The sequence below is a fragment of the Chitinophaga pinensis DSM 2588 genome, assembly GCF_000024005.1.
GTDB classification, from domain to species: domain Bacteria; phylum Bacteroidota; class Bacteroidia; order Chitinophagales; family Chitinophagaceae; genus Chitinophaga; species Chitinophaga pinensis.
In genome coordinates this window covers 8,600,563-8,623,459 of the sequence record NC_013132.1, presented here as the reverse complement: position 1 = coordinate 8,623,459, position 22,897 = coordinate 8,600,563, and the positions used below count along the sequence as shown (strand labels likewise).

The window sequence follows — 22,897 nt, the reverse complement described above, 5'->3', positions numbered from 1 at the left end:
GAATTGCAGTTTCATAAGGAGGCTGTTGATAGCGCTGTGTGTTTTGAGTATTAGTCAATATGATGCTGACAATGTGTGTATGTTGTTGGCATCATATTAATTGGTTATTATAGTTGTGTTGTTATCTGTATCAATGAGACTGCTTATCCATCTTGTCCACACCATTGTTAAATATACCAAATAAGACATTGAAGATTGCAGTGCTCATACCGGTACTGTTAATCCTATCCATTACTTATGCACAATACTTTCAGAATTAATTGTTGTTTAGGAAAGTTAAGCAGAATATGTATGTACTAATATTTGTGCTGTTATCTGCATCCGTGGGACTACTTATCCATCTTATCCACACCATTGTTAAATACACCAGAATATGACATTGAAGACCGCCGTGCTCCTACCAGCGCTGTTAATACATATCCACACTTATTCACAAACACTTTCAGAATTAACTGCCGCTGAAGAAAGTCAGGTAGAAGATTATACAGCGCACACTGATCAGGTACCTGAAGACGATATGCATTGGCAGCAATTACAGGCTTATACGCGGCATAAGATTAACCTGAATACAAATAGTGTCTCTGTGCTGCAATCATTGCATATACTGTCTCCAATGCAGATACAGCAATTGTTGCGATATCGGCAGCAATTAGGTGATCTGCTCAGTATATATGAATTACAGGCAGTACCCGGTTTTGATATACAATTAATCAGCAGATTATTGCCTTATGTAGAAGTCGGAAGAGATTTGGAACCGCATTACAACTGGAAAGATTATGTGAAAAAAGGAGAACATACATTGTTGTGCAGATATGGCCGGCAACCGGAGAAAAGCAGCGGTTATCTGCGTACGGATACAACGGCTGCGCATTATATGGGTAGTCCGGATAAATTACTGTTGCGATACCGGTACAGTCTTACGCATTATATCAGTTGGGGCGCTGTGATGGAGAAGGATGCAGGTGAAGCTTTTTTTAAAGGCGCGCAGCGGAGGGGATTTGACTACTATAGTCTGCATTTGTTTGTAAGACAGTATAAGTGGATAAAGTCATTGGCATTGGGAGATTTTACGGTGAATATGGGCCAGGGATTACTGAACTGGCAGTCCCTGGCATTTGGTAAAGGTGCTACTGTCATGCAGGTGAAAAGAGAAAGTGAACTGCTGAAGCCATATGCCTCGGCAGGGGAATATAATTTTTTCAGAGGTGCAGGCATCACTGTAGCAAAAGGAAAATGGCAGGGGACTACATTTATATCCCGCCGTCTACTGGACGGTAGTATTACTGCGAATAGTGGTTATCATCGCACACTGACAGAAGTCGCCAGAAAGGGCTCGCTTGCACAATTGACATTAGGAGGGAATGTGACGATAGAAGACAATAACCGTAAGCTGGGGTTTAATTTTATACAACATCATTTATCAGCCCCGATACAAAAGGGACAAGCGCCGTATCAGTTATTTGGATTTACTGGAAAGCAGCTTACCGGCTTTAGTACAGACTACGAAATCACCTGGAAGAATATGCATTTTTTCGGAGAAGCAGCTATGAGTAACAACGGAAAAACGGCGCTTATAAACGGACTACTGTTGACAGCCGCCAACAATGTAGATCTTGTAGTACTCTATCGTAATTACGACAAAGCATACCATGCTTTTTATGCAGACGCCTTGGGAGAATTTTATAAACCCGTCAATGAAAGAGGTATATATACAGGTATCAGTTTAAAGCTCAGTACACATGTGAAACTGAATGCCTATGCAGATCATTTTACTTTCCCCTGGCTGCAATACAGAGCTGCAGCACCAGGGAGAGGCCGGGATCTGCTGATGGCTATGACATATACACCTGATAAGCAAACGGAGCTTTTTGTGCGATATAGTTATCTGATCAAACAGGAGAATGATGATGCGGCCAACTTCTTTTTACCGCCGCTTGTAACAGTGAAAAAGAAAAGCTGGCGGATACAATCACATGTACAAACAACAGCAGGTCTTACGATGAAGACCAGGGTTGAGTTAAGTAGTTATGTAAAAGAAGAAAGCACACAACAGGGCTTTTTATTGTTCCATGAAATACTATATCAGATAAAACGCTCCTTACAATTATATATCCGTTATACACGTTTTATGACGGATGGAAGCAACAATAGTTTATATACCATTACTTCAGGTATGCTGTATGAATATGCGTTGTCACGCTTAACAGGAGAGGGGCATCAGTTACAGGTGCGTATCAGGTGGAAACTGCCGGCCGGACTCACGTTCTGGTTCAGATATGAATTAAGTATATATGGGCAATTGAGTAGTATCGGAAGTGGATGGGATGAGGTGAAAGGAAACAGGAAAAGCGTGGTGCAATGTCAATTTCAATACTTATTCTAGCGATAAAATAGACAAATATCAATGTTAAATTTTCCTTCATATGTGTCTGAAAAATATCTGTGTACATATGTGAATTTTCCTCTCTCTTAAAAAAAGGTTAAATTTTTCTTGGTGCAGAGAAAAAAAAATCTCTAAATTGTGGTCCTCAACCAAAATCTAAATCGTAATATGAAAGAGGCCGGAATCTCTTTATCCTGTGCTACTATAGCTAGTAATGCAATTATGTCAACCTGTTTCCGACGGTATAGTAATATTTCCGTTAACAGCATGGGAGGGATAAATTCCGCTTCACAACAAACAACCATCCAGGGTCTTGCCGCCTTCATCCCGGATGGTTCTTTAAGATTCAACAACACTTTAAATTTCAACAACAAACTTATTGGTAAGCATACTGTGGTTTAAATCCTGATAAAAGGTTTTTGCATATTGCCGTGTCTGATATCGGCAGAAAAAAGGGAACCCGTTAAAATTTTTATTGTCAACTAAATCTAAATCGTATATGAAGAAAAGAGCGTTACTCTTTTTCACCATGCTCATGGTGAGTGTAACCCTGACGTATGCACAACAGCGTCAGATTACGGGTAAGGTCACCGGTGCAGACGGGTCGCCTATACCTTTCGCAACAGTACAAATTAAAGGGACAACAAGCGGAACCACATCAGATCAACAAGGAAATTTCAAATTATCTGTAACAGGCGCAAACCCTGTATTGGTAATCAGAAGCGTTGGTTATGCAACAATTGATTACACCGTAGGTGCATCTTCTGCATTTACCGTACAATTGAAAGAGGAGGACAAAAACTTACAGGAGGTTGTAGTTACAGCCCTTGGTATTACCAGAAAAAAGAATGAGCTGGCTTACTCCGCTCAGACTGTTCAGGCAGAAGAACTGAACAGAACACGTGATCCGAACGTTGTGAACTCCCTGTCCGGTAAAGTATCCGGTCTGGAAGTTAGAAGGAACAGCACCATGGGTGGTTCTACCAACATCGTACTGCGTGGTAACAAATCATTCCAGAACTCAAACCAGGCATTATTCGTAATTGATGGCGTACCTGTTGATAACTCAGTAGCTAACACACCTGACCAGACTACTGGCCGTGGTGGTTTCGACTACGGTAATGCTGCTTCCGATATTAACGCTGACGACGTAGCTTCTGTAAGCGTACTGAAAGGTGCTGCTGCAGCTGCGCTGTATGGTTCACGTGCCGCTAACGGTGTGATCATGATCACTACCAAAAAAGGCAGATCAGGTATGAACGTAACTGTGAATACCGGTTTGACTGTAGGTACAATGGATAAGAGCACATTCCCTAAATATCAGAAACAATACGGTGCTGGTTACTACGATGTTGAAGATAATACTTACCAGTCTCCGGATGGCCATTTCTGGTATGCAGATATCGATGGTGATGGTACACGTGACCTGGCAGTACCAATGAAAGAAGATGCTTCTTTCGGTGCTAAATTCGATCCAAACCTGATGGTGTTCAACTATCAGTCACTCGATCCAAGATCTCCTTATTACAAAAAAGCAAGACCTTGGGTAGCTGGTGAGCATGATCCATCTTACTTCTATAAAAATACACTGACTACCAACAATAGCGTAGCTGTTGACGGTGGTAACGATAAAGGAAATTTCAAACTGGGATACACCAAAACAGTTGAAAACGGTATGATCCCGAACGCTCGTCTTGTAAAAGACATGTTGAACTTCGGCGCATCTTACAAACTCACAGACAGATTAACTGCGAGTGCAAATGTGAATATGTCTAAAATTGATGGTAAAGGCCGTTATGGTACCGGTTATGACGAATATAACGTGAACCAGGCTTTCCGTCAGTGGTGGCAGATGAACATCGACATGAAAGATCAGAAAGACGACTACTTCAGAGATAAACTGAACAAGTCATGGAACCTGACAAGCCCTACCAATCCGGTTCCAACTTATACTGATAACTTCTACTTCATGAGATACGAAAACTTCGAACAGGATGGTCGTATCCGCTACTTCGGTAACGTTACACTGAATTATCAGATCAACAGCTGGTTGTCTGTTTTAGGCAGAACAAGCATGGATACTTACAATCAGTGGCAGGAAGAGCGTAATGCCGTAGGTAGTAAAAACCCTTCTTCATATTCAAGATATGATGGTTCTTTCATCGAGAACAACTATGACCTGTTGCTGAATGTTGACAAACAATTAAGCACAGATTTCAAATTAACCGGTTTAGTGGGTGGTAACATCAGACGTACACACGCTAAGTACATCCGCGCTTCCACCAATGGTGGCCTGGTTGTACCTCACCTGTATTCACTGTCCAACTCTGTAAATCCACTGACTGCTCCTGAAGAAGCAGATAGCTTGATGCAGGTGAACGGTCTGTTTGCAAGTGCAACGATCGGTTATAAAAACATGTTATTCCTGGATCTGGCAGGTCGTCGTGATGAATCATCTACACTGCCGGCTAATAACAACTCCTACTACTACCCGGCGGCTTCATTAGGTTTTACCTTCTCTGAAGTAGTAAAAGCTAAATGGCTGAATTATGGTAAAGCGCGTATCAACTACGCTGAAGTAGGTAACAGTGCTCCTGCACAGGCGTTATACGATCCGTATGATAAACCAACCGGTTTTGGTAGCACGCCAATTTTCTCTGTACCTGCTACAAAGAGAAATCCGGACCTGAAACCAGAGCGTACAAAATCATTCGAAACAGGTGTTGAACTCGCATTATTCGACAACATCGTGACTTTGGATCTGACTTATTATGCATCTAAATCTGTTGACCAGATCCTGAGATTACCTATCTCAAGAGCTACCGGTTACGATCAGATGTTCATCAACGCTGGTACTATCCGTAACAGAGGTGTGGAAGTAAGCCTGGGGGTAACACCGGTTAGAATAAAGAACTTCTCCTGGACAGTGAACGCAAACTGGTCTTTGAACAGAAGTAAAGTACTGGATCTGCCGGAAGGACTTGACTTTATCCAGTTAGGCGCCCTGCAGAGCAACGTAACTATCGGTCACGCTGCTGGTCAGGCATATGGTGTGATCCGTGGTAAAGATTTCATCTACGACAAAGCTACTGGTCAACGTGTAGTTGAAGACCAGGAAGGCCAGGCTGTTTTGCCAGGTTACTATAAAACGACAGCAACTGCGAATGAAGTGATCGGTAACTACACGCCAAAATGGATTGGTGGTGTAACCAACACCGTTCGTTATAAAGGTCTGGCACTGTCTTTCCTGATCGATATCAAGAAAGGTGGCGATACCTACTCCCTTGACCAGGCTTACGGACAGTCAACCGGTATCTACGAAGAAAGCGTAAGACTGAACGATCAGGGTAAAAATATCAGAGACGATGTTGCACAAGGTGGCGGTATCATCTTCGAAGGTGTAACCAGCGACGGTAAACCTAATACACAGCGTGTACGCGTGAGTGGTACGCGTGGTCTGGGTGTGAATGGTTATCCAAATAAAGAGTTCATCTATGATGCAGGTTATGTAAAACTGCGTGAGGTGTCTTTGACATACTCTCTGCCAGGAAGCCTGGTGAATAGCCTGAAAGCATTTAAAGGTATCGACATCAGCCTGCTGGGACGTAACCTGTGGATTATCCACAAAAACGTTCCTTATGCTGATCCTGAAGAGAACCTGGCAGCAGGTAACATCCAGGGTTACCAGAGTGGTGTTTATCCTACTTACCGCAACTTTGGTTTTAACGTGAGATTCCGCTTCTAAAAAAAACGAAACAAGCAACATGAAAAAGATATTTGTATATATGTCAGCGCTGTTAATGGCTTCGTCCTGTGCTAAACTGGACAGTCTGAACAGCGACCCGAAGAAGGCGCTGGATGTGCCTGGTGAGATGGTATTTACTTCTGCAGAAAAAAACCTGTTTGACCTGATGACGTCAAACAACGTAAATCTGAACGTATTCAGATTATTGGCACAGCAGCAGTCTCAGGTAACCTACCTGGATGAAAGCCGCTATGACCTGGCAGCACGTAACGTACCGCAGTTTTTCTGGCATTCCATGTACCGCGATGTACTGAAAGACCTGGAGCAGGCAAAGATCCTGATTGAAGGCGTAGCTCCATTGTCTGACGACCAGGCAGTAGTTAAACAAAACAAACTGCTGATCATCGATATCGCACAGGTATACTCTTACTTCGTACTGGTAACTGCCTTTGGTGATATTCCGTATACTACCGCATTATCAACAGATAATCTGTCTCCTGCTTACGACCTGCAGAGAACTGTATATGCAGATCTGCTGGCACGTCTGAAAAAAGATGTTGATGGTCTGAAAACTACCCACGCCAGCTTTGGCGGTCAGGACCTGGTGTATGCAGGTGATGTGGCACAGTGGATCAAATTTGCCAACTCTCTGCGTCTGAAAATGGGCCTGGTTGCCCTGGATGACGAGCAGACAGCTGCTGCTGCAACTGCCGCTATCAACGAATCCGCAGGTAACGTGATCGCTTCCAATGCTGATAACTTCCGCCTGAAATATCTGCCTGCTCAGCCAAATACAAACCCGATCTGGGTAGACCTGGTACAGAGCAACCGTGCTGACTATGTTCCGGCGAATACATTAGTGAACCTGATGAATTCCGTAAACGATCCAAGACGTCAGTTCTATTTCACGGCTGTTGGCGGCCAGTATGTAGGTGGTACATACGGTTCCGGTGCAGACTATGAAACAACGTCTCATATCAGTGCAAAAGTGACTGCTGCTGATTTCGAAGCACTGCTTATCGACTATTCTGAAGTAGAATTTGCACTGGCCGAGGCTGCTGCACGTGGTGGTCTGACCGTAACAGGTACAGCTGCTGATCACTATAATAAAGGTGTAACTGCTTCTATCATCTATTGGGGTGGTACTGCCGAAGCAGCAAATACCTACCTGGCACAGACATCTGTAGCCTATGCAACTGCTACCGGTACCTGGCAGCAGAAAATAGGTACCCAGAAATATATCGCACTGTATAACAGAGGATATGATGCATGGACAGAATGGAGAAGACTGGATTTCCCTGTTTTCAACGTTCCAACCGGTATGACCTATGCCAATATTCCGCTAAGACTGACTTATCCTGCCAGTGAGCAGAACCTGAATAAGATCAATTATGAAGCTGCCGCTAAGTCAATCGGCACCGATACATATGCGACCAAATTGTTCTGGAATAATAAATAAGCCCGTTTAGACTGCTCTGTACAAGATTTAGAATTGATAATAGCGCCTTCCTCAATCCTTAGGGGAGGGCGCTTTTTTTGTTAATGCCAGAACCCTAATCAATTATGTTTGTTATAGCAGTAGAACCCGTTGTAAATCAATCAACAGAATATCGATTGGATTTGCTTGTAAGCATTAGTCGTAACAGCACATAATGGATCTTGTTCTCCCGCTTGTGATTCATTAACCGCACCACCCCGGTGTATAAATAAATCGGAACCGTTATGCAAAAACATTTACTGTGTTTGTATTTTCTCTTTTGTATTATGACAGGGCTTTACGCGCAACAGCGTGAAGTTACAGGCCGCGTAACAGGAAGTGACGGCGTCCCCATTCCATATGCTACCGTGCAGATAAAAGGTACTTCGAAAGGTACCACCGCAGACCAGAACGGTAATTTCAAATTACTGGTAGACGGTAATAATGCGATTCTGCAAATCAGAAGTGTAGGATTTACGCTAAAAGAAGTGGCAGTCGGCTCAGGTGCTGCACTTGACGTTTCTCTCGCACAGGACAACCGGAATCTGCAGGAAGTAGTTGTAACCGGTCTGGGTATCAAACGTGAGAAAAAAGCCCTTGGATACGCTGTCCAGGATGTAAAAGGCGATGACCTGATCAAAGCCAGCCAGGGCGATGCACTGCGCGCTATGTCAGGTAAGGTAGCCGGTATGCAGGTCATCGGCTCTGGTGGTACGCCAGGCGCCGCTACCTTTGTAAAATTAAGAGGTACTAACTCTCTGACTGGTAATAACCAGCCATTGTTTGTTATTGACGGTATTCCTGTGGATAATTCGCAGAACTATTCCGGCGACCCCGCCGACGCCGCTAACAATCTGCTGCAAGGTGCTACCAACACAAACCGCGGAGCAGATATCAATCCGGATGATATAGAAAGTATCTCCGTGCTGAAAGGCCCGGCTGCTGCAGCTATCTATGGTATAGATGCCGCAAATGGCGCTATTATTATTACTACTAAAAGGGGAAAAGCTGGTAAAATATCAGTTGATTTCAGTACCGGTATTTCCTTTGATAAAGTAAACAGACTGCCAAAGATCCAGAAACAGTTTGTCAAAGGTTCAGGTGGCGTATTGGCGCCTTTCAGTTCTACCAACAGGTATTCCTGGGGTTCCAATATAGATACCCTGTTCTGGACCGGTGTGCCTAATGAATACGATATTCACGGGGATGTGGTAGGGGCTTCTAATCCGAATGCCAAAGTGAAATTCGTGCCTTATGATAATACAGGCGATTTCTGGCGTACAGCCGCTACCTACAATAATACCTTATCCTTTACCGGAGGTACAGACGTTGCGACTTATCGTATGTCTGTTTCTCACAACTACCAGAACTCTATTGTACCGCTGCAATACAACCAGCGTACAGCAGTTGCTTTAGCGGGTAATCTGAAGATCTCTGAAAAGATCCGGACATCTGCCAATATCAACTTCAACGTCTCCAATGGTAGTATGCCACAGAATGGTAGTAACCTCTCCGGTATCATGCTGGGTCTCACCAGAACGCCTGTTTCATTTGATAACTCTAACGGCGGACTGGATGCGGATGATCCGCGTACGTATTTGTTCTCTAACGGTCTGCAGCGTTCTTACCGTAATGGGATATATGATAATCCTTTCTGGACCATCAACAGAAACCCTTATACAACAGCGGTAAACCGTCTGATAGGTAGTTTACAGTTTGACTGGGACTTTATCAAAGACTTCACACTGACTTACCGTATCGGTACAGACGTGTATAGTGATAACCGCCATCAGTATTATGAAATACAATCAGGCGCTTATAACGGTGGTCGTTTATTTGATGACAGATACACTTATAAGAGTGTCAACTCAGATGCGATCATTACCTGGGCAAGGCAGATCTCCAAAGATTTCAGGATGGATGTAAAGGTGGGTAATAACCTTTATTCCCGCAGAATGGATGAACTGTATGTACAGGGTGATGGTCTGACCTCTCCTGGTTATGACAACATCAGTAATGCCACTGTACAGAAATCCTACAATTACGTCACTCCTTACAGAAGGATCTCCGGTTACTTCGATATCAACCTGGATCTGAAATCCATGTTATTCCTGGAAATCACGGGACGTAATGACTGGACTTCCACATTACCACCTAAAAGCAACAGTTTCTTCTATCCATCTGCCAGCCTTGGATTTGTCTTTACAGAGCTGGAAGGACTGAAAGATGGTAAAGTGCTGAGTTTTGGTAAGATCAGGTTATCAGCTGCACAGGTGGGTAAAGACCCGGGTGCTTTCCTGACAAAATCCTTCTCTGTACCTACTACCTATCCTGATGGATATACTACCGGTGTTTCCTTCCCATATGACGGAAAAGGTAGTTTCTCGCTGAATAATGTGCTGGGTAATCCTAACCTGAAACCTGAGAAGACTGTTTCTTATGAAGCCGGCTTACAGTTACAGTTCCTGGATAACAGGATCGGACTGGATGCGACAGCCTACCATTCAAAAGGTACCGATCTGCTGGTAAGGTCTCCGATGGCCGGTTCTGCAGGTTACCAGTACGTAAACCTGAACGCGGCTTCTATCAGGAATAATGGTCTGGAAATGACCCTGAGCGCAAAACCACTGACCGGACATGCCTTTACCTGGGACCTGTTTGTGAACTACAGTATGAACCGTAGTAAAGTGCTGGCTTTAGCGCCTGGTATCAATCAGATTACCGTGAATGGATTTACCGGTACGGTGATCGCACATCTGCCTGATCAGCCGGCGGGTATTATTTACGCTTATGGATGGCAGCGTGATGCACAGGGCCGGATCGTGATCAGCGATAACAGCGGCGACTTTGGTTATCCGGTGGTATCCAATGTACAGACCAGGGTAGGTAATCCAAACCCGGTATTCCTGATGGGTATTGGTAACACATTCGCTTATAAGGGATTCTCCCTGTATTTCCTGGTTGACTGGAAACATAAAGGAGATCTCTGGAATGGTACCCGTGGTTCCCTGCAGGCGATCGGAACATCTGCCTATACACTGGACAGAGGAAAAATGCAGGTATTTCCAGGCGTGATGGGACACCTGAATGACGCGGGAGAGGTAGTACATAACGAAGGGGGCGCTGAGAAACCAGGTGGAGGTCCGGTAAATACGACCTCCGTACCGCTGGATGAAGACTGGTACCTGGGTAATGGTGGCGGATTCGGTGCGCAGACAGAGACTTTTATTGACGATGGTTCTTTCGTAAAACTGCGTGAGATTACACTGTCTTATGACATTCCAGGCAGTATTTTCAAAGATTCCAGGTTTGTCAAAGGTATTAATGTGAACGCATTTGCACGTAACATCATTATATGGACGCCATACAAGGGGATAGATCCTGAAACCAGTTTAACAGGAGCTACCAATGCCCAGGGTATTGATTATTTCAATATGCCGGGTACTGCCAGCTTCGGTCTGAACTTCAAGTTTAAATTCTAACCCTTTAAAAACGAATCACCATGTTACGGATAACCAAATATATATTGCCCTTACTGTTTTTACTGATCCTCTCGCAGAGTTGCCGGAAGGATTATTTCTATAATGGTATTAACGACGACCCTTCACAGCTGAAGAATCCAACAGCGTCTTCCCTGCTGCCGGGTGTTATTTTACAGAGTGCCTATACCTGGGGAGGGGATGCGTCCCGTTTCCCTTCTATTTTCATGCAACAGGTAACCGGCGATGCAAACCAGTCAGCCAGCGCCAATATCTACAACATCACTCCTGATGATGTGGATAACATGTGGTATGCCGGCTTTTATGGGTCTATTATGACAAATATCGACACCCTGATCGCGGTTGCTACAGCGGCTGGTCAGCTGCATTATGCCGCAGTGGGTAAGATCCTGATGGCGAATGACCTGGGTCAGGTGACTGATTTCTGGGGAGATGTGCCTTATTCCGAAGCTTTCCAGGGATTGAACAATACCCAGCCGAAGTATGACAACCAGCAGGCCATTTATGCCCGTCTGCATACCTTGCTGGATGAAGCGATCACTGATCTGGGAAAGGATGATGGCAGTGAATTCCAGCCAGGGTCAAACGACGATATCCTCTTTGAGGGCGACCTGGATATGTGGATAAAGTTTGCTCATGCACTGAAAGCCAAGTTCTACCTGCATACCGTCAAGGTGGACGCTACGGCACAAGCCAAAGCGCTGGCGCAGCTGGCCAATGGGTTTGAAGCCGGGGAAGCTGCTTTTGTGAAGTTTGTCGGTAGCAGCGCGACCACTACACAAGCGCCCTGGTACCAGTTCAATACCCAGCGTGCGGATATCATCTTCACGGGCTACCTGAATACTTTGATGAAAAACGCCAAAGATCCGAGGTATGCGGTGTATTATGATCCTTCTGATGCGAGTGCCTTGGGCGCATTGTATGGTTCTGCGAATTCGCCTGTTTACTTTCTGTCATACGATGAACAGAAGTTCATAGAAGCGGAATTACAGTTCCGGGCAAGTAATAACGTAGCAGCAGCGACAGCTTATAATGAAGCTGTGCGGGCCAATCTGCAAAGGACGATCAATAATACGTCCTATCTGCCTACGGTATCCAAAACGGCGCTGACAATCACCATGAAGGACATTATCACCCAGAAATATATCGCCCTGTTCCTGAGTCCTGAAACATGGACTGACTGGCGCAGGACAGGCTTCCCTCAGTTGACAGCTCCGGATGGTAACGTATTGGGCGGTGCGCTGCCACGGTCCTTGTATTATCCAAGCAGTGAAGTACGCTACAACAACAATACGCCAGCCAATACCAGGCTGACCCGCCGTATATGGTGGGACGCGCAGTAACAGCTATATGGAACGCTCAGTGGACGATGTTTTAAAAAGAGACCTTTATTTTAAGGTCTCTTTTTTACATTTGTACCGCAAAAGCGAAAAATTATGGAAAATCAGCAGGAAGAACAGGCGCAGCTCAATATTGAGCTGACAGAGGAAATAGCAGAAGGTATTTATGCCAACCTGGCCATTATTACCCATTCCAACGCAGAGTTTGTGGTGGATTTTGTGAATGTAATGCCCGGTCTGCCTAAAGCCAAAGTAAAGTCCCGTATCATACTGACTCCTCAGCATGCCAAACGTTTCATGAGAGCGATGGTAGATAATATCAAGAAGTACGAAGCCGCACATGGCGCCATTCAGGACCAGGAACCGGTTTCTATGCCATTGAATTTCGGCGGACCTACAGCGCAGGCTTAATCCACATTATTGAACAGGCTGTACGGTCAGCATACAGGAAACAGGATAATCGAATCATGAGCCAGATAGTCTCTTATCCCCAATTACGGGAATTTACCAGAGCGGTTTTTATAAAAATGGGTTGTCCTCCGCAGGACGCTGAAACTGCCAGCGAGGTATTGTTATCAGCTGACCTCAGGGGTATTGATTCTCATGGTGTAGCCCGCCTGAGCGGATATGTACGTCTGTGGGAAGCCGGGAGGATCAATGCTACACCGAATGTACGTGTGGTATATGAAACACCCAGCACGGCTGTAGTGGATGGTGATGCCGGTCTCGGACTGGTCGTAGCGCCATTTGCGATGAAAGTAGCCATCGAAAAGGCGGCTGCTGTAGGTAGCGGCTGGGTGAGTGTCAGGAATTCCAATCACTTCGGTATAGCGGGTCAACATGCGATGATGGCCCTGGAGAAGGATATGATCGGGATGGCAATGACAAATGCCAGTCCGCTGGTAGCACCGACATTCGCCACTGAGCGTATGCTGGGTACCAATCCGATAGCGGTAGCTATTCCGGCGAAAGAGCAACCGGCATTTGTGGCAGATTTTGCTACGACGACGGCTGCTAACGGCAAACTGGAAATACTCCAGCGCAAAAGCCAGGAAGCGCCTACAGGCTGGATCCAGGATAAAGACGGGCATTCCAGTACTAATCCGCACGAGCTTAAATCCGGTGGTGCATTGTTGCCACTGGGTGGCGATCGTGACCACGGCAGCCACAAAGGCTACTGTCTGGGAGCGATTGTAGATATCTTCTCAGCGGTATTGTCAGGCGCCAATTATGGTCCCTGGGCGCCTCCTTTTGTCAGCTTCCTGCCACTGGCGCCGGATCCGGTAGGAGAAGGGCTGGGGCATTTCCTGGGAGCCATGAGGGTAGATGCTTTCCGTCCGGCAGATGAATTCAAGGAGCACATGGACAAATGGATCACCCGTTTCCGCCAGGCGACGCCTGTAGCCGGTGAACAGGTACTGATACCAGGAGATCCTGAGCGGGAAATGGAGAAAGAGCGGAGAGTATCTGGTATTCCTTTACTGGATCCGGTAGTGAAAGATCTGCAGGAAGTAGCGGGAAAATTTAAATTGGATTTTTAAAGTCGACATAAAGGCACGAACTTGCGGCTTTTTACGCTCAATCTTGTACCAGTCAAACATATAACAATTCAACAGTAATGAAGATCTTAAAATTTGGTGGCACTTCCGTAGGTAAACCGGAACGTATGCATGCCGTGGCCAGTCTGGTAACTGCCGATACCGCGCCCAAGATCGTGGTATTATCCGCGTTATCCGGTACTACCAACGCTTTGGTAGAAATCGGACAATCCCTTTCTGAGGGTAAGAAGGAACAGGCAAAGGGCCAGATAGATAAGCTGGAAGCACATTACAGGACTTTTTGCGAAGCCCTGGTCAAGCTGGACGCTACCCGTGCAAAGGCGACCGCTGTTGTTGACGAGCATTTCGAATTCCTGAACATCATTCTTAAGATATCTTTCAACGAAGCGCTGAATAAGGATATACTGGCGCAAGGTGAATTACTGTCAACCCGTCTGTTCAGCGTATACCTGGAAGAAGCAGGCGTGCAATCCGTAATGCTGTCAGCACTGGATTTCATGAGCATCGATGAATATGAGGAGCCTGAAATTCCAAAGATCAAGATCAAGCTGGGTAACCTGCTGGAAAAACATAAAAATGAGACTGTATTCATTACCCAGGGATATATCTGCCGCAACTCAAGAGGCGAGATAGACAACCTGAAACGTGGTGGTAGCGACTATTCAGCATCGCTGATCGGCGCAGCTATCCAGGCTAGTGAAGTACAGATCTGGACAGATATCGACGGTATGCACAATAACGATCCGAGAGTGGTGAAAAAGACCTTCCCGATCGAGCAGCTGTCTTTCGACGAAGCAGCTGAACTGGCTTACTTCGGCGCTAAGATCCTCCATCCGGCATCTATATGGCCTGCACAGCACTTCAACATTCCGGTGAAACTGCTGAACACGATGCAGCCGGAAGCGAAAGGTACCATCATTACCGAACTGCCAAGCGGCGACGGTGTGAAGGCAATCGCTGCCAAAGACGGTATCATCGCTATCAAGATCAAATCCAGCCGTATGCTGCTGGCTTACGGTTTCCTCCGTAAGATCTTTGAAGTGTTTGAGAAATATCGCGTACCTATTGACATGATCACTACTTCTGAAGTAGCGGTTTCCCTGACAATAGAAAACACGCCTCAGCTGGACCAGCTGCTGAAAGAATTACAGCCATTCGGTTCTGTTGAACTGGATCACCACCAGACCATCGTATCTATTGTTGGTAATGAAGTAGCAGCTACGCCTTCTATCCTGAAGAAGATCTTCGATTCACTGAACGAAGTGCCTTTGCGGATGATCTCTTATGGTGGCAGCCGTCACAACATCTCCATCCTGATCGGTGGACAACACAAAGAGAAAACATTACAGCTGCTGAACAAAGGTTTGTTCAACCTGGGTTAATAAGCTTACTACTTTATAAAGAACAATGCCGTCTCAGTAATCTGAGACGGCATTGTTCTTTATAGCATGTCCGGTTAAAGCGACCAGCAAAAACTGATGCCGCCGTTATTGAATTTATATTTTTCGTTTGTGGTTGAATGCAGATAATAGTGCTCAGTTGGTGCCTTCTCATCTATGATGGCTGAAGCACCATCATCTTCCCCGGTTATGCTGTTCAGGTTATATTGAACACCTATTCCGATCTTTGTACGGGGAATGCGGAAAATAGTACCAAAGGTGAATTTCGTCAGCAGGTATGGATAAGTAGGCGTTTCGTCAACATGATAGTTTTCAGTTAGTATCTTCTGACCGGTAGTCATCATACAATCGAACCCATACATGCCATATACAACCAGGTTCCGGATAGGAATATTCAATCCGAGGGAAAGGCCGATGGCTGCACTATTCTGCTGTATGCGTACCGTATTTGCCGCAGGTCGTTTCTCAACATCTATGACATTATATTCATATACCGGAGAAACTACATAACCCAGTCTGGCTTCAAAGCTGAAAAACGTGCGATGACCGGTTACTCCTAAAAAGATACCCATAGCTGCATGGTCATTTGGATTTGCAATCTTGTTATAGGAAGATAGTAACCCCGTATAATTAACAAAGCCATAGGCGTGCCGGGTTTTCTTATGAGGATCGAGTTTTTCGACGCCTTCGTCTACCTGTTTCATACCATTATTCAACGCCTTGGCAAAATTGGCCAGCGCATTGATGTTATCGATTTTGGCCTGTACTCTTGCTGAAGGAAAAGCACGTTGTGCAGCATTGTATTGTTCAAGTGCCTGCATGTAAAACAAGGTGCCCATATTGTACAGGGTGTCTCCTTTTGCTTCTAACATTGCGGCTTCCCACATTCTTGCATCAGCTTCCCTTTTCCATTTATCGGGGTCTGCTGAAGACGAACTACCGGACGATGTACTCTTGTTGGATTTGGAGGTATTTTGCTGCGATTTAGCGCTACTTTCAATTACCAGCACACCTGCACTACTGCTGACGCTACCGCCAATGCGCGCAAGTTGGTCTTTGATATCGCCTTTTTTGAATGGAGGTATCCAAAGTGGAGATAATGGTTCCAGGTTGTCGAATTCAGTTTTTAGGTAGGTACCTGCTTTTTCATCATATAAGCTATAGCTGGTTTGATTAGCGCCGTTAATCAGCGGACTAAAATTCACCTGATACACGCGGTACCCGTTTTTCTGATAATCTTTTATAAGTGCAACACGTATTTTCTCCAGCGCGCTGAGAGAGTTATCATGCTGTGTTACTTCATCATGGTACTGATGTGTAGTATTCCACTGCTGATAATTACCATATAAGTCGTTTACCTTGACAGCGCTGAATGTTATATTGTCATAATCGGCAGGAAAGAACTTTTCATCCCGTTCAATCTGGAGTATGGTATTGCTAAAATCCAGCGACATGCCAATACTGATTTTGTCAAATGGAAAGGAGAAATTTTTAGCGCGATAAATATAGGTACTTATCAGAAGTACCTTCAGCTTTTTATCAGTGCGCTCGCCGGCTGCATAGACAAAATAAGCAGGACGTTCAGAAACGGGGCCTGGCTGTTGTGCAGACAGACGAAGGCTTAGTAACAGTAATACAGTTACAATGAAAATTTTGTGCATAGGTTGATAGGTCGTTTGCTCATGCTGCGGTATAGGGAATAAATACTCTTATGCAGCATGATAAGAATATTAATTAAGGGCCTGCCTTTCGAATTAAATATTGTCCTCTTCGTGAATACTGATCTGCGGAATAAAAATAGTAAAAAAATAATTACTAGTATATTGTATTAAATATAATCATTACTATATTGGCTTGATTAGATGTTATTTGTCTTCAAAGTAACCGATCTTCCGCATATAGCCGATCTCTATAGAGAACACCCCATATTCTTCTGTAACCTTTCCCTGTAACATGTAAAATCCGCCTTTCTGGAAGGGGTATTTGCGCAGGATATCCGGGAAATGTACGGTATCGATAAAGTCTCCGTTTGCGTCCATAAAGGTTCCGAAACTCATAGGAATACCTTTGCTGGTATGGATCCCTTTGGTACAGACGAGATAACCCAGTGCATTGATCGTTTGTCCGGTGTACTGCCTGAAATTATTCGCAGTAATATACCTGCTTTGATCATGTTGCAGAATGGTGAAAGGAGAGCACAATGGAAATCCCAGCAGTGCAATTTCTTCAAAGGCATTTTCATGTGCCGTATAGGCCAGCATGGGTAACTGACAGTCTGGTAATTCCTCGCGGAATAAGGGCTGTATATGCTCGGCATGCGGCGACTTCGCTTTCAATAACAGGCTGCTTTTCCACAGTAATTCTTTCTTTGTATAAGTATCGAAGCTAAAGGCGCCTATTCTGATGAGAATATCCAGTTGTTCCGGCGGAGGTGCTATGCGGGTAGCGAAGTCTTCCAGACTGGCATAAGGGCCATATTGACCGCGTTCTTCCAATACCCGTTCCATCCACTTTACTTCCAGTCCTTCGACATGAATAAAACCTGTATATACAATGTCGTCGTTTATACGCGTGTAATAATCGCTGTTATTGATACAGGGCGGTTTAATGGTCACACCGGTCTTCTGTAGCTCCCGGAAATACAGTTCCCTGTTATAAAAGCCGCCGAAGTTATTAATCACTGCAACCATGAACTCTGCCGGATAATATGTTTTCAGGTACAGGCTCTGATAGCTCTCCACCGCAAAACTCGCAGAGTGTGCTTTTGAAAAAGAGAAACCGGAAAAGCTGGCGATCTGTCGCCAGAGCTCTGCTGTGACAGCATCTGGTCGGCCGAGTTTTTTACAGTTATTGAAAAATTGTTGTTCTATTTTCTGAAAATCTCCCTGACCACGGTATTTACCAGCCATCGCCCTGCGTAAGATGTCTGCATCTGCCAGGTCCATATTTGCATACCTGCTGACAATCTTAATTACATCTTCCTGGTAGACCATGATGCCGAAGGTTTCACTCAATACTTCTTTCACGATCTCATGGAGATAAACAACCTGGTCCTGATGACGGTAGTTATGCACATATTGCCGCATCATACCTGATTGCGCTACGCCGGGACGTATGACTGAACTGGCAGCTACCAGTGTCAGATAATCATGGCATTCAAGTTTCAGGAGTAGCTGCCGCATAGCAGGCGATTCGATATAGAAACAGCCGATGGTATTAACAGTCTGTAGGGCATGTTTAACACGTTCATCGCGCATGAATGCTTTTACATTGTGGATATCGATATCATCACCTTTGTTTTCCCGGATAATGCTGATGGCATCACGTATATGTCCGAGACCCCGCTGACTCAGAATATCGAATTTAAATAACCCGATGGCTTCTGCCTGGTGCATGTCCAGTTGTGCGGTGCTGAATCCTTTAGGTGGAAGATAGGTGCTGCAATGCTGATGAATAGGCGCTTCACTGATAAGTATACCTCCGGCATGAATGCTGAGGTGATTAGGGAAAGCTTTGTTATCATTGGACATCAGCTGACTATAGCGCAGGATTTTCTGCTGTACGCTATCGCCGGAGAGATCAGGATTAAATGGTGTATCCAGGATCTTATCTATTTCCTGCTTGGGCAAACCGTATACCTTACCTAGTTCACGTATCGTGGCATTCTGCTGGAATGTAGTGACGGTGCCTAAAAGCGCAGTATGTGCAGTGCCATATTTTTTGAATACATATGCAATGATTTCATCTCTGTCTTTCCAGGAGAAATCAATGTCAAAATCAGGCGGAGAGCTACGATAAGGATTGAGGAATCTTTCAAAATAAAGATTCAGTTCTATGGGATCGACGTCAGTTATTTTCAGGCAATATGCGATGATGGAATTAGCGCCGCTACCCCGGCCTACATAGAAGAATCCACGTTCCTGTGCATAACGGATGATATCCCAGGTAATGAGAAAATAACCATTGAAATGCTGGCCTTGTACTACATCCAGTTCTTTTTCTATACGCTCTTTTGCTTCTGTGTTATCCGGTCCGTAACGTTCGAGCATGCCTTCATATGCGAGTTTCCGCAGGAGTGCATGGTCTTCTGCTTCGCTGGTGGTGAAGTACTTTTTATTACGCGGAGATTTAAAGTCGAAGCTGATCTGACAGGCGTCCATGACACGCACTGTATTGCTGATAATATGCGGATATTGTTCAAAGCTGTCGAATAAGTCGCCGGGCGATATGAACATTTCATCTGTATGTGCGGCCGTATGATCCTGCAACTGGCTGATCAGGATATTCTGATCGACAGCGCGTAGGATGCGATGGAGGTGATAGTAGTCTGCATTCTGAAAAGTAACAGGGTGAAGGATGACGAGTTTATCCTGACAGCATAAGGTATCTACCCGGAATAGTTTGTTGATATCCCGCTTGCGGATGCCGACGAGTTCATGTTCGTAGAGATCCTGGAGCGGAACGGTATTCCAGGTATAGATAGCAAATACGCCCGGGAAAGCGGGTGCGCGATCAGGAAAGGGGAGGTCTTTATGCAGATGATCTGACAGAAATCTGTTGATATAAAACCAACCTTCCATATTACGGGCCAGCAGGATGTATTTAAGGTCGTGATTGTTTCTGCATTCCAGTCCGATAATGGGTTTGATCCCATTATCCTGGCATTCCTTCACAAAGTTCCAGGTATCTGAAGTGATATTGATATTAGTGAGCGCCAGTGAGGTGATGCCCATCTGCCGTGCTGTTTTCACCAGTTCTTTTGTATCGATGGTGCCGTAACGGAGGCTGAAGAAAGTTTTGCAATTCAGATACATAAGCGTTGGTTTATCTCACTTTTGGATACGGCATGATATCCCGCTGTTTTATGTCCCCTTTTTTTGACTGGGGAGCGGCGTTGGTACCCCGCATCAGGTATTGCCATCCGAAGCGGTTTTTTATATTGTCTATGGCCTGGTAAAGGGAGATCATTTCCTGTGTATCATCAAAGAGGCTGATCTGATGGTTACCATGTACCAGGTGACTGAAGCGTACCCCTATCAGACGGATAAGGAGTCTTCTGTCATATAGTTTAGTAAATAGTTCTTTTACCTTTTCCAATAGCACATGATCGCTGCTGGAATAGGGTATGGTCATCTGTTTTGTTACGGTTTCAAAATCAGAATAGCGGATTTTGACGGTGACACAACCGGTGAGTTTATCCTGTTGTCTGAGTTCGAAGGCGATTTTTTCCGTCATACGCACGAGTTCCGCATGTATGAACTGCATATCGATGGTGTCGGTATGGAAGGTGTTTTCGGTAGAGATAGACTTTTGTTCATGGTAGGGCACAACGGGAGACTCGTCAATACCATTGGCTTTGTTCCAGAGGGAGATACCATTCTTCCCCAGCCAGGCTTCCAGCAGGGAGAGCGGTATTTCGCTCAGGGTTTTTACGGTTTCTACTCCGCGACGGCGCAGCTGGCTGGCTGTTTCCTTACCCACCATGGGGAGTTTTTCCACCGGCATAGGAGCGAGGAAAGATTTTTCATTGCCAAAGAGTATTTCCAGCTGACCATTGGGTTTAGCCTCGTTGGTAGCCACTTTAGAGATCATTTTGTTGGAGGCGAGCCCGAAGGAAACCGGCAGTTGTGTTTCCCGCATAATATACTGGCGTAGTTCGGTGGTCCATTTCATAGAACCGAAGAATTTGTCCATACCGGTGAGGTCGAGATAGAATTCATCTATGGATGATTTCTCGTAGAGGGGGGCTTTATCAGCTATGAGTCCGGTTACTTCACGGGAGATCTGGCTGTATTTTTCCACGTCGCCTCTTCTGACGATGGCGTGCGGGCACAATTTAAGTGCAACCTTCATGGGCATGGCCGAATGAATCCCATAGCGGCGGGCTTCGTAACTGCAGGCAGCTACAACGCCCCGGTCACTCATACCGCCGACAAGCAGTGGTTTTCCTTTCAGGCTGTTATCGTCCCTGCATTCCACTGATACGAAGAAGCTATCCATGTCGAAATGAGCGATGGACCTGTGTTGCAAAGAAATCATAGAAGTTAATAATGGTCATGAAAAGATGATCCCTGTGAACCCTCCCGTCATACAAATTTACTAATAAATTTAGTTGATACTAATTTTATTAGCAGGATTAACAATTAATAACAAATTGGCGGGGATAATGGTTATTAACTATATGAGTGCCACAAGCGGGTACGCTATTTGTCACGATACTTTCAAACAAAACACTTTCTCATGAAAAAGCCTGATATTGGCCAGGAACTGCTGTTATTGTTATTATTGGTGCTGCCGATGGTTTATCTGGGAATCATCTGGCCTTCCCTACCGAGCATTATGCCGACTAACTTCAGTGTAAATGGAGTGGCAGACCGTGTTGGCAGCAAGGGGGACTTTCTTTTACTGATGACCTTTTTATTCCTCACTAATCTATTGTTATACTTTTTGTTCAGGTACATTCCGCACGTGGAAGACGAGGCGGAGATCCATCAACAGGAAATGACGTTATTTCAGCGAAAGTACTATCAGATCCGGTTTATGATCCACATCTATCTGGCGATCTTTACGGCTGCCATTATCTTTATGGCCAGCCAGGGACATCCTTTTGTGATAGAGCGTTGGGTATTTACGGGAACGGGACTGCTGATCGGCGTAATCGGCCTTTTCCTGCGCAAGGTGGAGCCTAACTACTTTGTCGGGGTAAGAACACCCTGGACATTAAAAAGCGAAGAAATATGGCGGGAAACGCATGCATTTGCGGGTACGCTGTGGGTATGTACAGGTGCGGCGACCATTATAGCTGGATTCTTCCTGCCGGTGGTAACGGGTACTTTCCTGTTGATTTTTATCGGGGGGATACTGGCGGCCTTGCCTTATATTTATTCATATCGTCTTTTTTACACGGACAAAGGATAGCAGCAAAAAGTGGTCTACAAATAAAAGCAGAAGCCGCCTCCTGATAGTTGGAGGCGGCTTCTGCTTTTATGTTTTGTATTGCTTTCAGATTAGAACCATCCTCTGCCAGCACCCATTGCCGTCCATGGCCATGGAACGCGTGCAGCCAGTATTACCAGTGCAAGCAGAAAGAATATCAGGGACAGTTTATGTCGCTGAGCATCGGAACCTGCTTTCTTTACTTTAGAACGGCCGATGTGTACCAGTGCAATCGCGATGATAGCAGCGAAGGCGTGTTCTACAGCGAAGTAGCGGTATGGCGCCTGGCGCATTACTTCTCCACCCATAGACTGAAATGCTTTCATCGCCATTGGGCTGATGAAATACAGTACGATCCCTACGAGTAACTGAATATCGAGAGAGATCATAAAGAAAAGGCCTGCTTTTTTATCAGCGGCGGTGTAAGCTGAGTTGCCACTAACGCCTCTGATTGCGCGGATAATTGCCCATATACCGGTCAGCACAATTGCCCATCTTAACAGGGAGTGAATAGTTACCAAGGTGTCCATAATAAATATTGAGTTGGATTTTACGAT

Annotated in this window: 13 protein-coding genes; 9 read left to right on the top strand and 4 right to left on the bottom strand. The window is 45.2% G+C overall.

The genetic code is table 11. The features are described 5' to 3' along the window. The first annotated feature begins 373 nt into the window (after positions 1 to 373). From CPIN_RS34080 to CPIN_RS34040, 8 genes are all read left to right on the top strand, one after another. Positions 374 to 2,383: a helix-hairpin-helix domain-containing protein gene (locus CPIN_RS34080; protein ID WP_012794446.1), complete on the top strand. Its 2,010-nt coding sequence runs from the start codon at positions 374 to 376 to the stop codon at positions 2,381 to 2,383. Between the two features lie 499 nt (positions 2,384 to 2,882). Beyond that, the gene (locus tag CPIN_RS34070) at positions 2,883 to 6,128 is read left to right on the top strand and encodes a SusC/RagA family TonB-linked outer membrane protein (RefSeq protein WP_012794444.1); all 3,246 of its coding nucleotides are present in this window, start codon (positions 2,883 to 2,885) and stop codon (positions 6,126 to 6,128) included. Positions 6,129 to 6,147: 19 nt separating this feature from the next. Next, positions 6,148 to 7,587 carry a SusD/RagB family nutrient-binding outer membrane lipoprotein gene (locus tag CPIN_RS34065; protein ID WP_012794443.1) on the top strand — a complete coding sequence of 480 codons (1,440 nt, stop codon included), beginning with the start codon at positions 6,148 to 6,150 and terminating at the stop codon, positions 7,585 to 7,587. A 263-nt stretch (positions 7,588 to 7,850) separates the two neighbouring features. After that, a complete protein-coding gene (locus CPIN_RS34060) occupies positions 7,851 to 11,087 on the top strand; it encodes a SusC/RagA family TonB-linked outer membrane protein (RefSeq protein WP_012794442.1) in 3,237 nt (1,078 codons plus the stop codon). A 20-nt stretch (positions 11,088 to 11,107) separates the two neighbouring features. Continuing rightward, on the top strand, positions 11,108 to 12,448 hold the full coding sequence (locus tag CPIN_RS34055; RefSeq protein WP_012794441.1) for a SusD/RagB family nutrient-binding outer membrane lipoprotein: 1,341 nt from the start codon (positions 11,108 to 11,110) through the stop codon (positions 12,446 to 12,448). Between the two features lie 93 nt (positions 12,449 to 12,541). After that, positions 12,542 to 12,856 (top strand): DUF3467 domain-containing protein, encoded by a 315-nt coding sequence (locus CPIN_RS34050; protein ID WP_012794440.1) that lies wholly within the window; start codon positions 12,542 to 12,544, stop codon positions 12,854 to 12,856. A 56-nt stretch (positions 12,857 to 12,912) separates the two neighbouring features. After that, positions 12,913 to 13,986, top strand: coding sequence for an Ldh family oxidoreductase (locus CPIN_RS34045; RefSeq protein ID WP_012794439.1), 1,074 nt, complete (start codon positions 12,913 to 12,915; stop codon positions 13,984 to 13,986). Positions 13,987 to 14,063: 77 nt separating this feature from the next. After that, positions 14,064 to 15,386: an aspartate kinase gene (locus tag CPIN_RS34040; RefSeq protein ID WP_012794438.1), complete on the top strand. Its 1,323-nt coding sequence runs from the start codon at positions 14,064 to 14,066 to the stop codon at positions 15,384 to 15,386. A 74-nt stretch (positions 15,387 to 15,460) separates the two neighbouring features. Here the strand turns inward: CPIN_RS34040 and CPIN_RS34035 are convergent, their stop codons facing one another. From CPIN_RS34035 to dinB, 3 genes are all read right to left on the bottom strand, one after another. Beyond that, the gene (locus CPIN_RS34035) at positions 15,461 to 17,065 is read right to left on the bottom strand and encodes a hypothetical protein (RefSeq protein WP_012794437.1); all 1,605 of its coding nucleotides are present in this window, start codon (positions 17,063 to 17,065) and stop codon (positions 15,461 to 15,463) included. Between the two features lie 204 nt (positions 17,066 to 17,269). Beyond that, a complete protein-coding gene (locus CPIN_RS34030; protein ID WP_012794436.1) occupies positions 17,270 to 20,218 on the bottom strand; it encodes a DNA polymerase III subunit alpha in 2,949 nt (982 codons plus the stop codon). Between the two features lie 10 nt (positions 20,219 to 20,228). Then, the gene (dinB, locus tag CPIN_RS34025; RefSeq protein ID WP_012794435.1) at positions 20,229 to 21,443 is read right to left on the bottom strand and encodes a DNA polymerase IV; all 1,215 of its coding nucleotides are present in this window, start codon (positions 21,441 to 21,443) and stop codon (positions 20,229 to 20,231) included. Between the two features lie 201 nt (positions 21,444 to 21,644). On the opposite strand from dinB, the gene CPIN_RS34020 reads away from it, so the two are divergent. Continuing rightward, positions 21,645 to 22,322 carry an SdpI family protein gene (locus CPIN_RS34020; protein WP_012794434.1) on the top strand — a complete coding sequence of 226 codons (678 nt, stop codon included), beginning with the start codon at positions 21,645 to 21,647 and terminating at the stop codon, positions 22,320 to 22,322. A gap of 89 nt (positions 22,323 to 22,411) precedes the next feature. On the opposite strand, the gene CPIN_RS34015 is transcribed toward CPIN_RS34020, so the two are convergent. Then, entirely contained in the window at positions 22,412 to 22,870 is a 459-nt protein-coding gene (locus CPIN_RS34015; RefSeq protein WP_044220358.1) for a hypothetical protein, read from the bottom strand. Between the last annotated feature and the right edge of the window lie 27 nt (positions 22,871 to 22,897).

Bases quoted from the DNA above. Each gene is read 5' to 3' on its own strand.
- CPIN_RS34080 (WP_012794446.1), top strand. From the start codon at position 374: ATGACATTGAAGACCGCCGTGCTCCTACCAGCGCTGTTAATACATATC.
- CPIN_RS34070 (WP_012794444.1), top strand. From the start codon at position 2,883: ATGAAGAAAAGAGCGTTACTCTTTTTCACCATGCTCATGGTGAGTGTA.
- CPIN_RS34065 (WP_012794443.1), top strand. From the start codon at position 6,148: ATGAAAAAGATATTTGTATATATGTCAGCGCTGTTAATGGCTTCGTCC.
- CPIN_RS34060 (WP_012794442.1), top strand. From the start codon at position 7,851: ATGCAAAAACATTTACTGTGTTTGTATTTTCTCTTTTGTATTATGACA.
- CPIN_RS34055 (WP_012794441.1), top strand. From the start codon at position 11,108: ATGTTACGGATAACCAAATATATATTGCCCTTACTGTTTTTACTGATC.
- CPIN_RS34050 (WP_012794440.1), top strand. From the start codon at position 12,542: ATGGAAAATCAGCAGGAAGAACAGGCGCAGCTCAATATTGAGCTGACA.
- CPIN_RS34045 (WP_012794439.1), top strand. From the start codon at position 12,913: ATGAGCCAGATAGTCTCTTATCCCCAATTACGGGAATTTACCAGAGCG.
- CPIN_RS34040 (WP_012794438.1), top strand. From the start codon at position 14,064: ATGAAGATCTTAAAATTTGGTGGCACTTCCGTAGGTAAACCGGAACGT.
- CPIN_RS34035 (WP_012794437.1), bottom strand. From the start codon at position 17,065: ATGCACAAAATTTTCATTGTAACTGTATTACTGTTACTAAGCCTTCGT.
- CPIN_RS34030 (WP_012794436.1), bottom strand. From the start codon at position 20,218: ATGTATCTGAATTGCAAAACTTTCTTCAGCCTCCGTTACGGCACCATC.
- dinB (WP_012794435.1), bottom strand. From the start codon at position 21,443: ATGATTTCTTTGCAACACAGGTCCATCGCTCATTTCGACATGGATAGC.
- CPIN_RS34020 (WP_012794434.1), top strand. From the start codon at position 21,645: ATGAAAAAGCCTGATATTGGCCAGGAACTGCTGTTATTGTTATTATTG.
- CPIN_RS34015 (WP_044220358.1), bottom strand. From the start codon at position 22,870: ATGGACACCTTGGTAACTATTCACTCCCTGTTAAGATGGGCAATTGTG.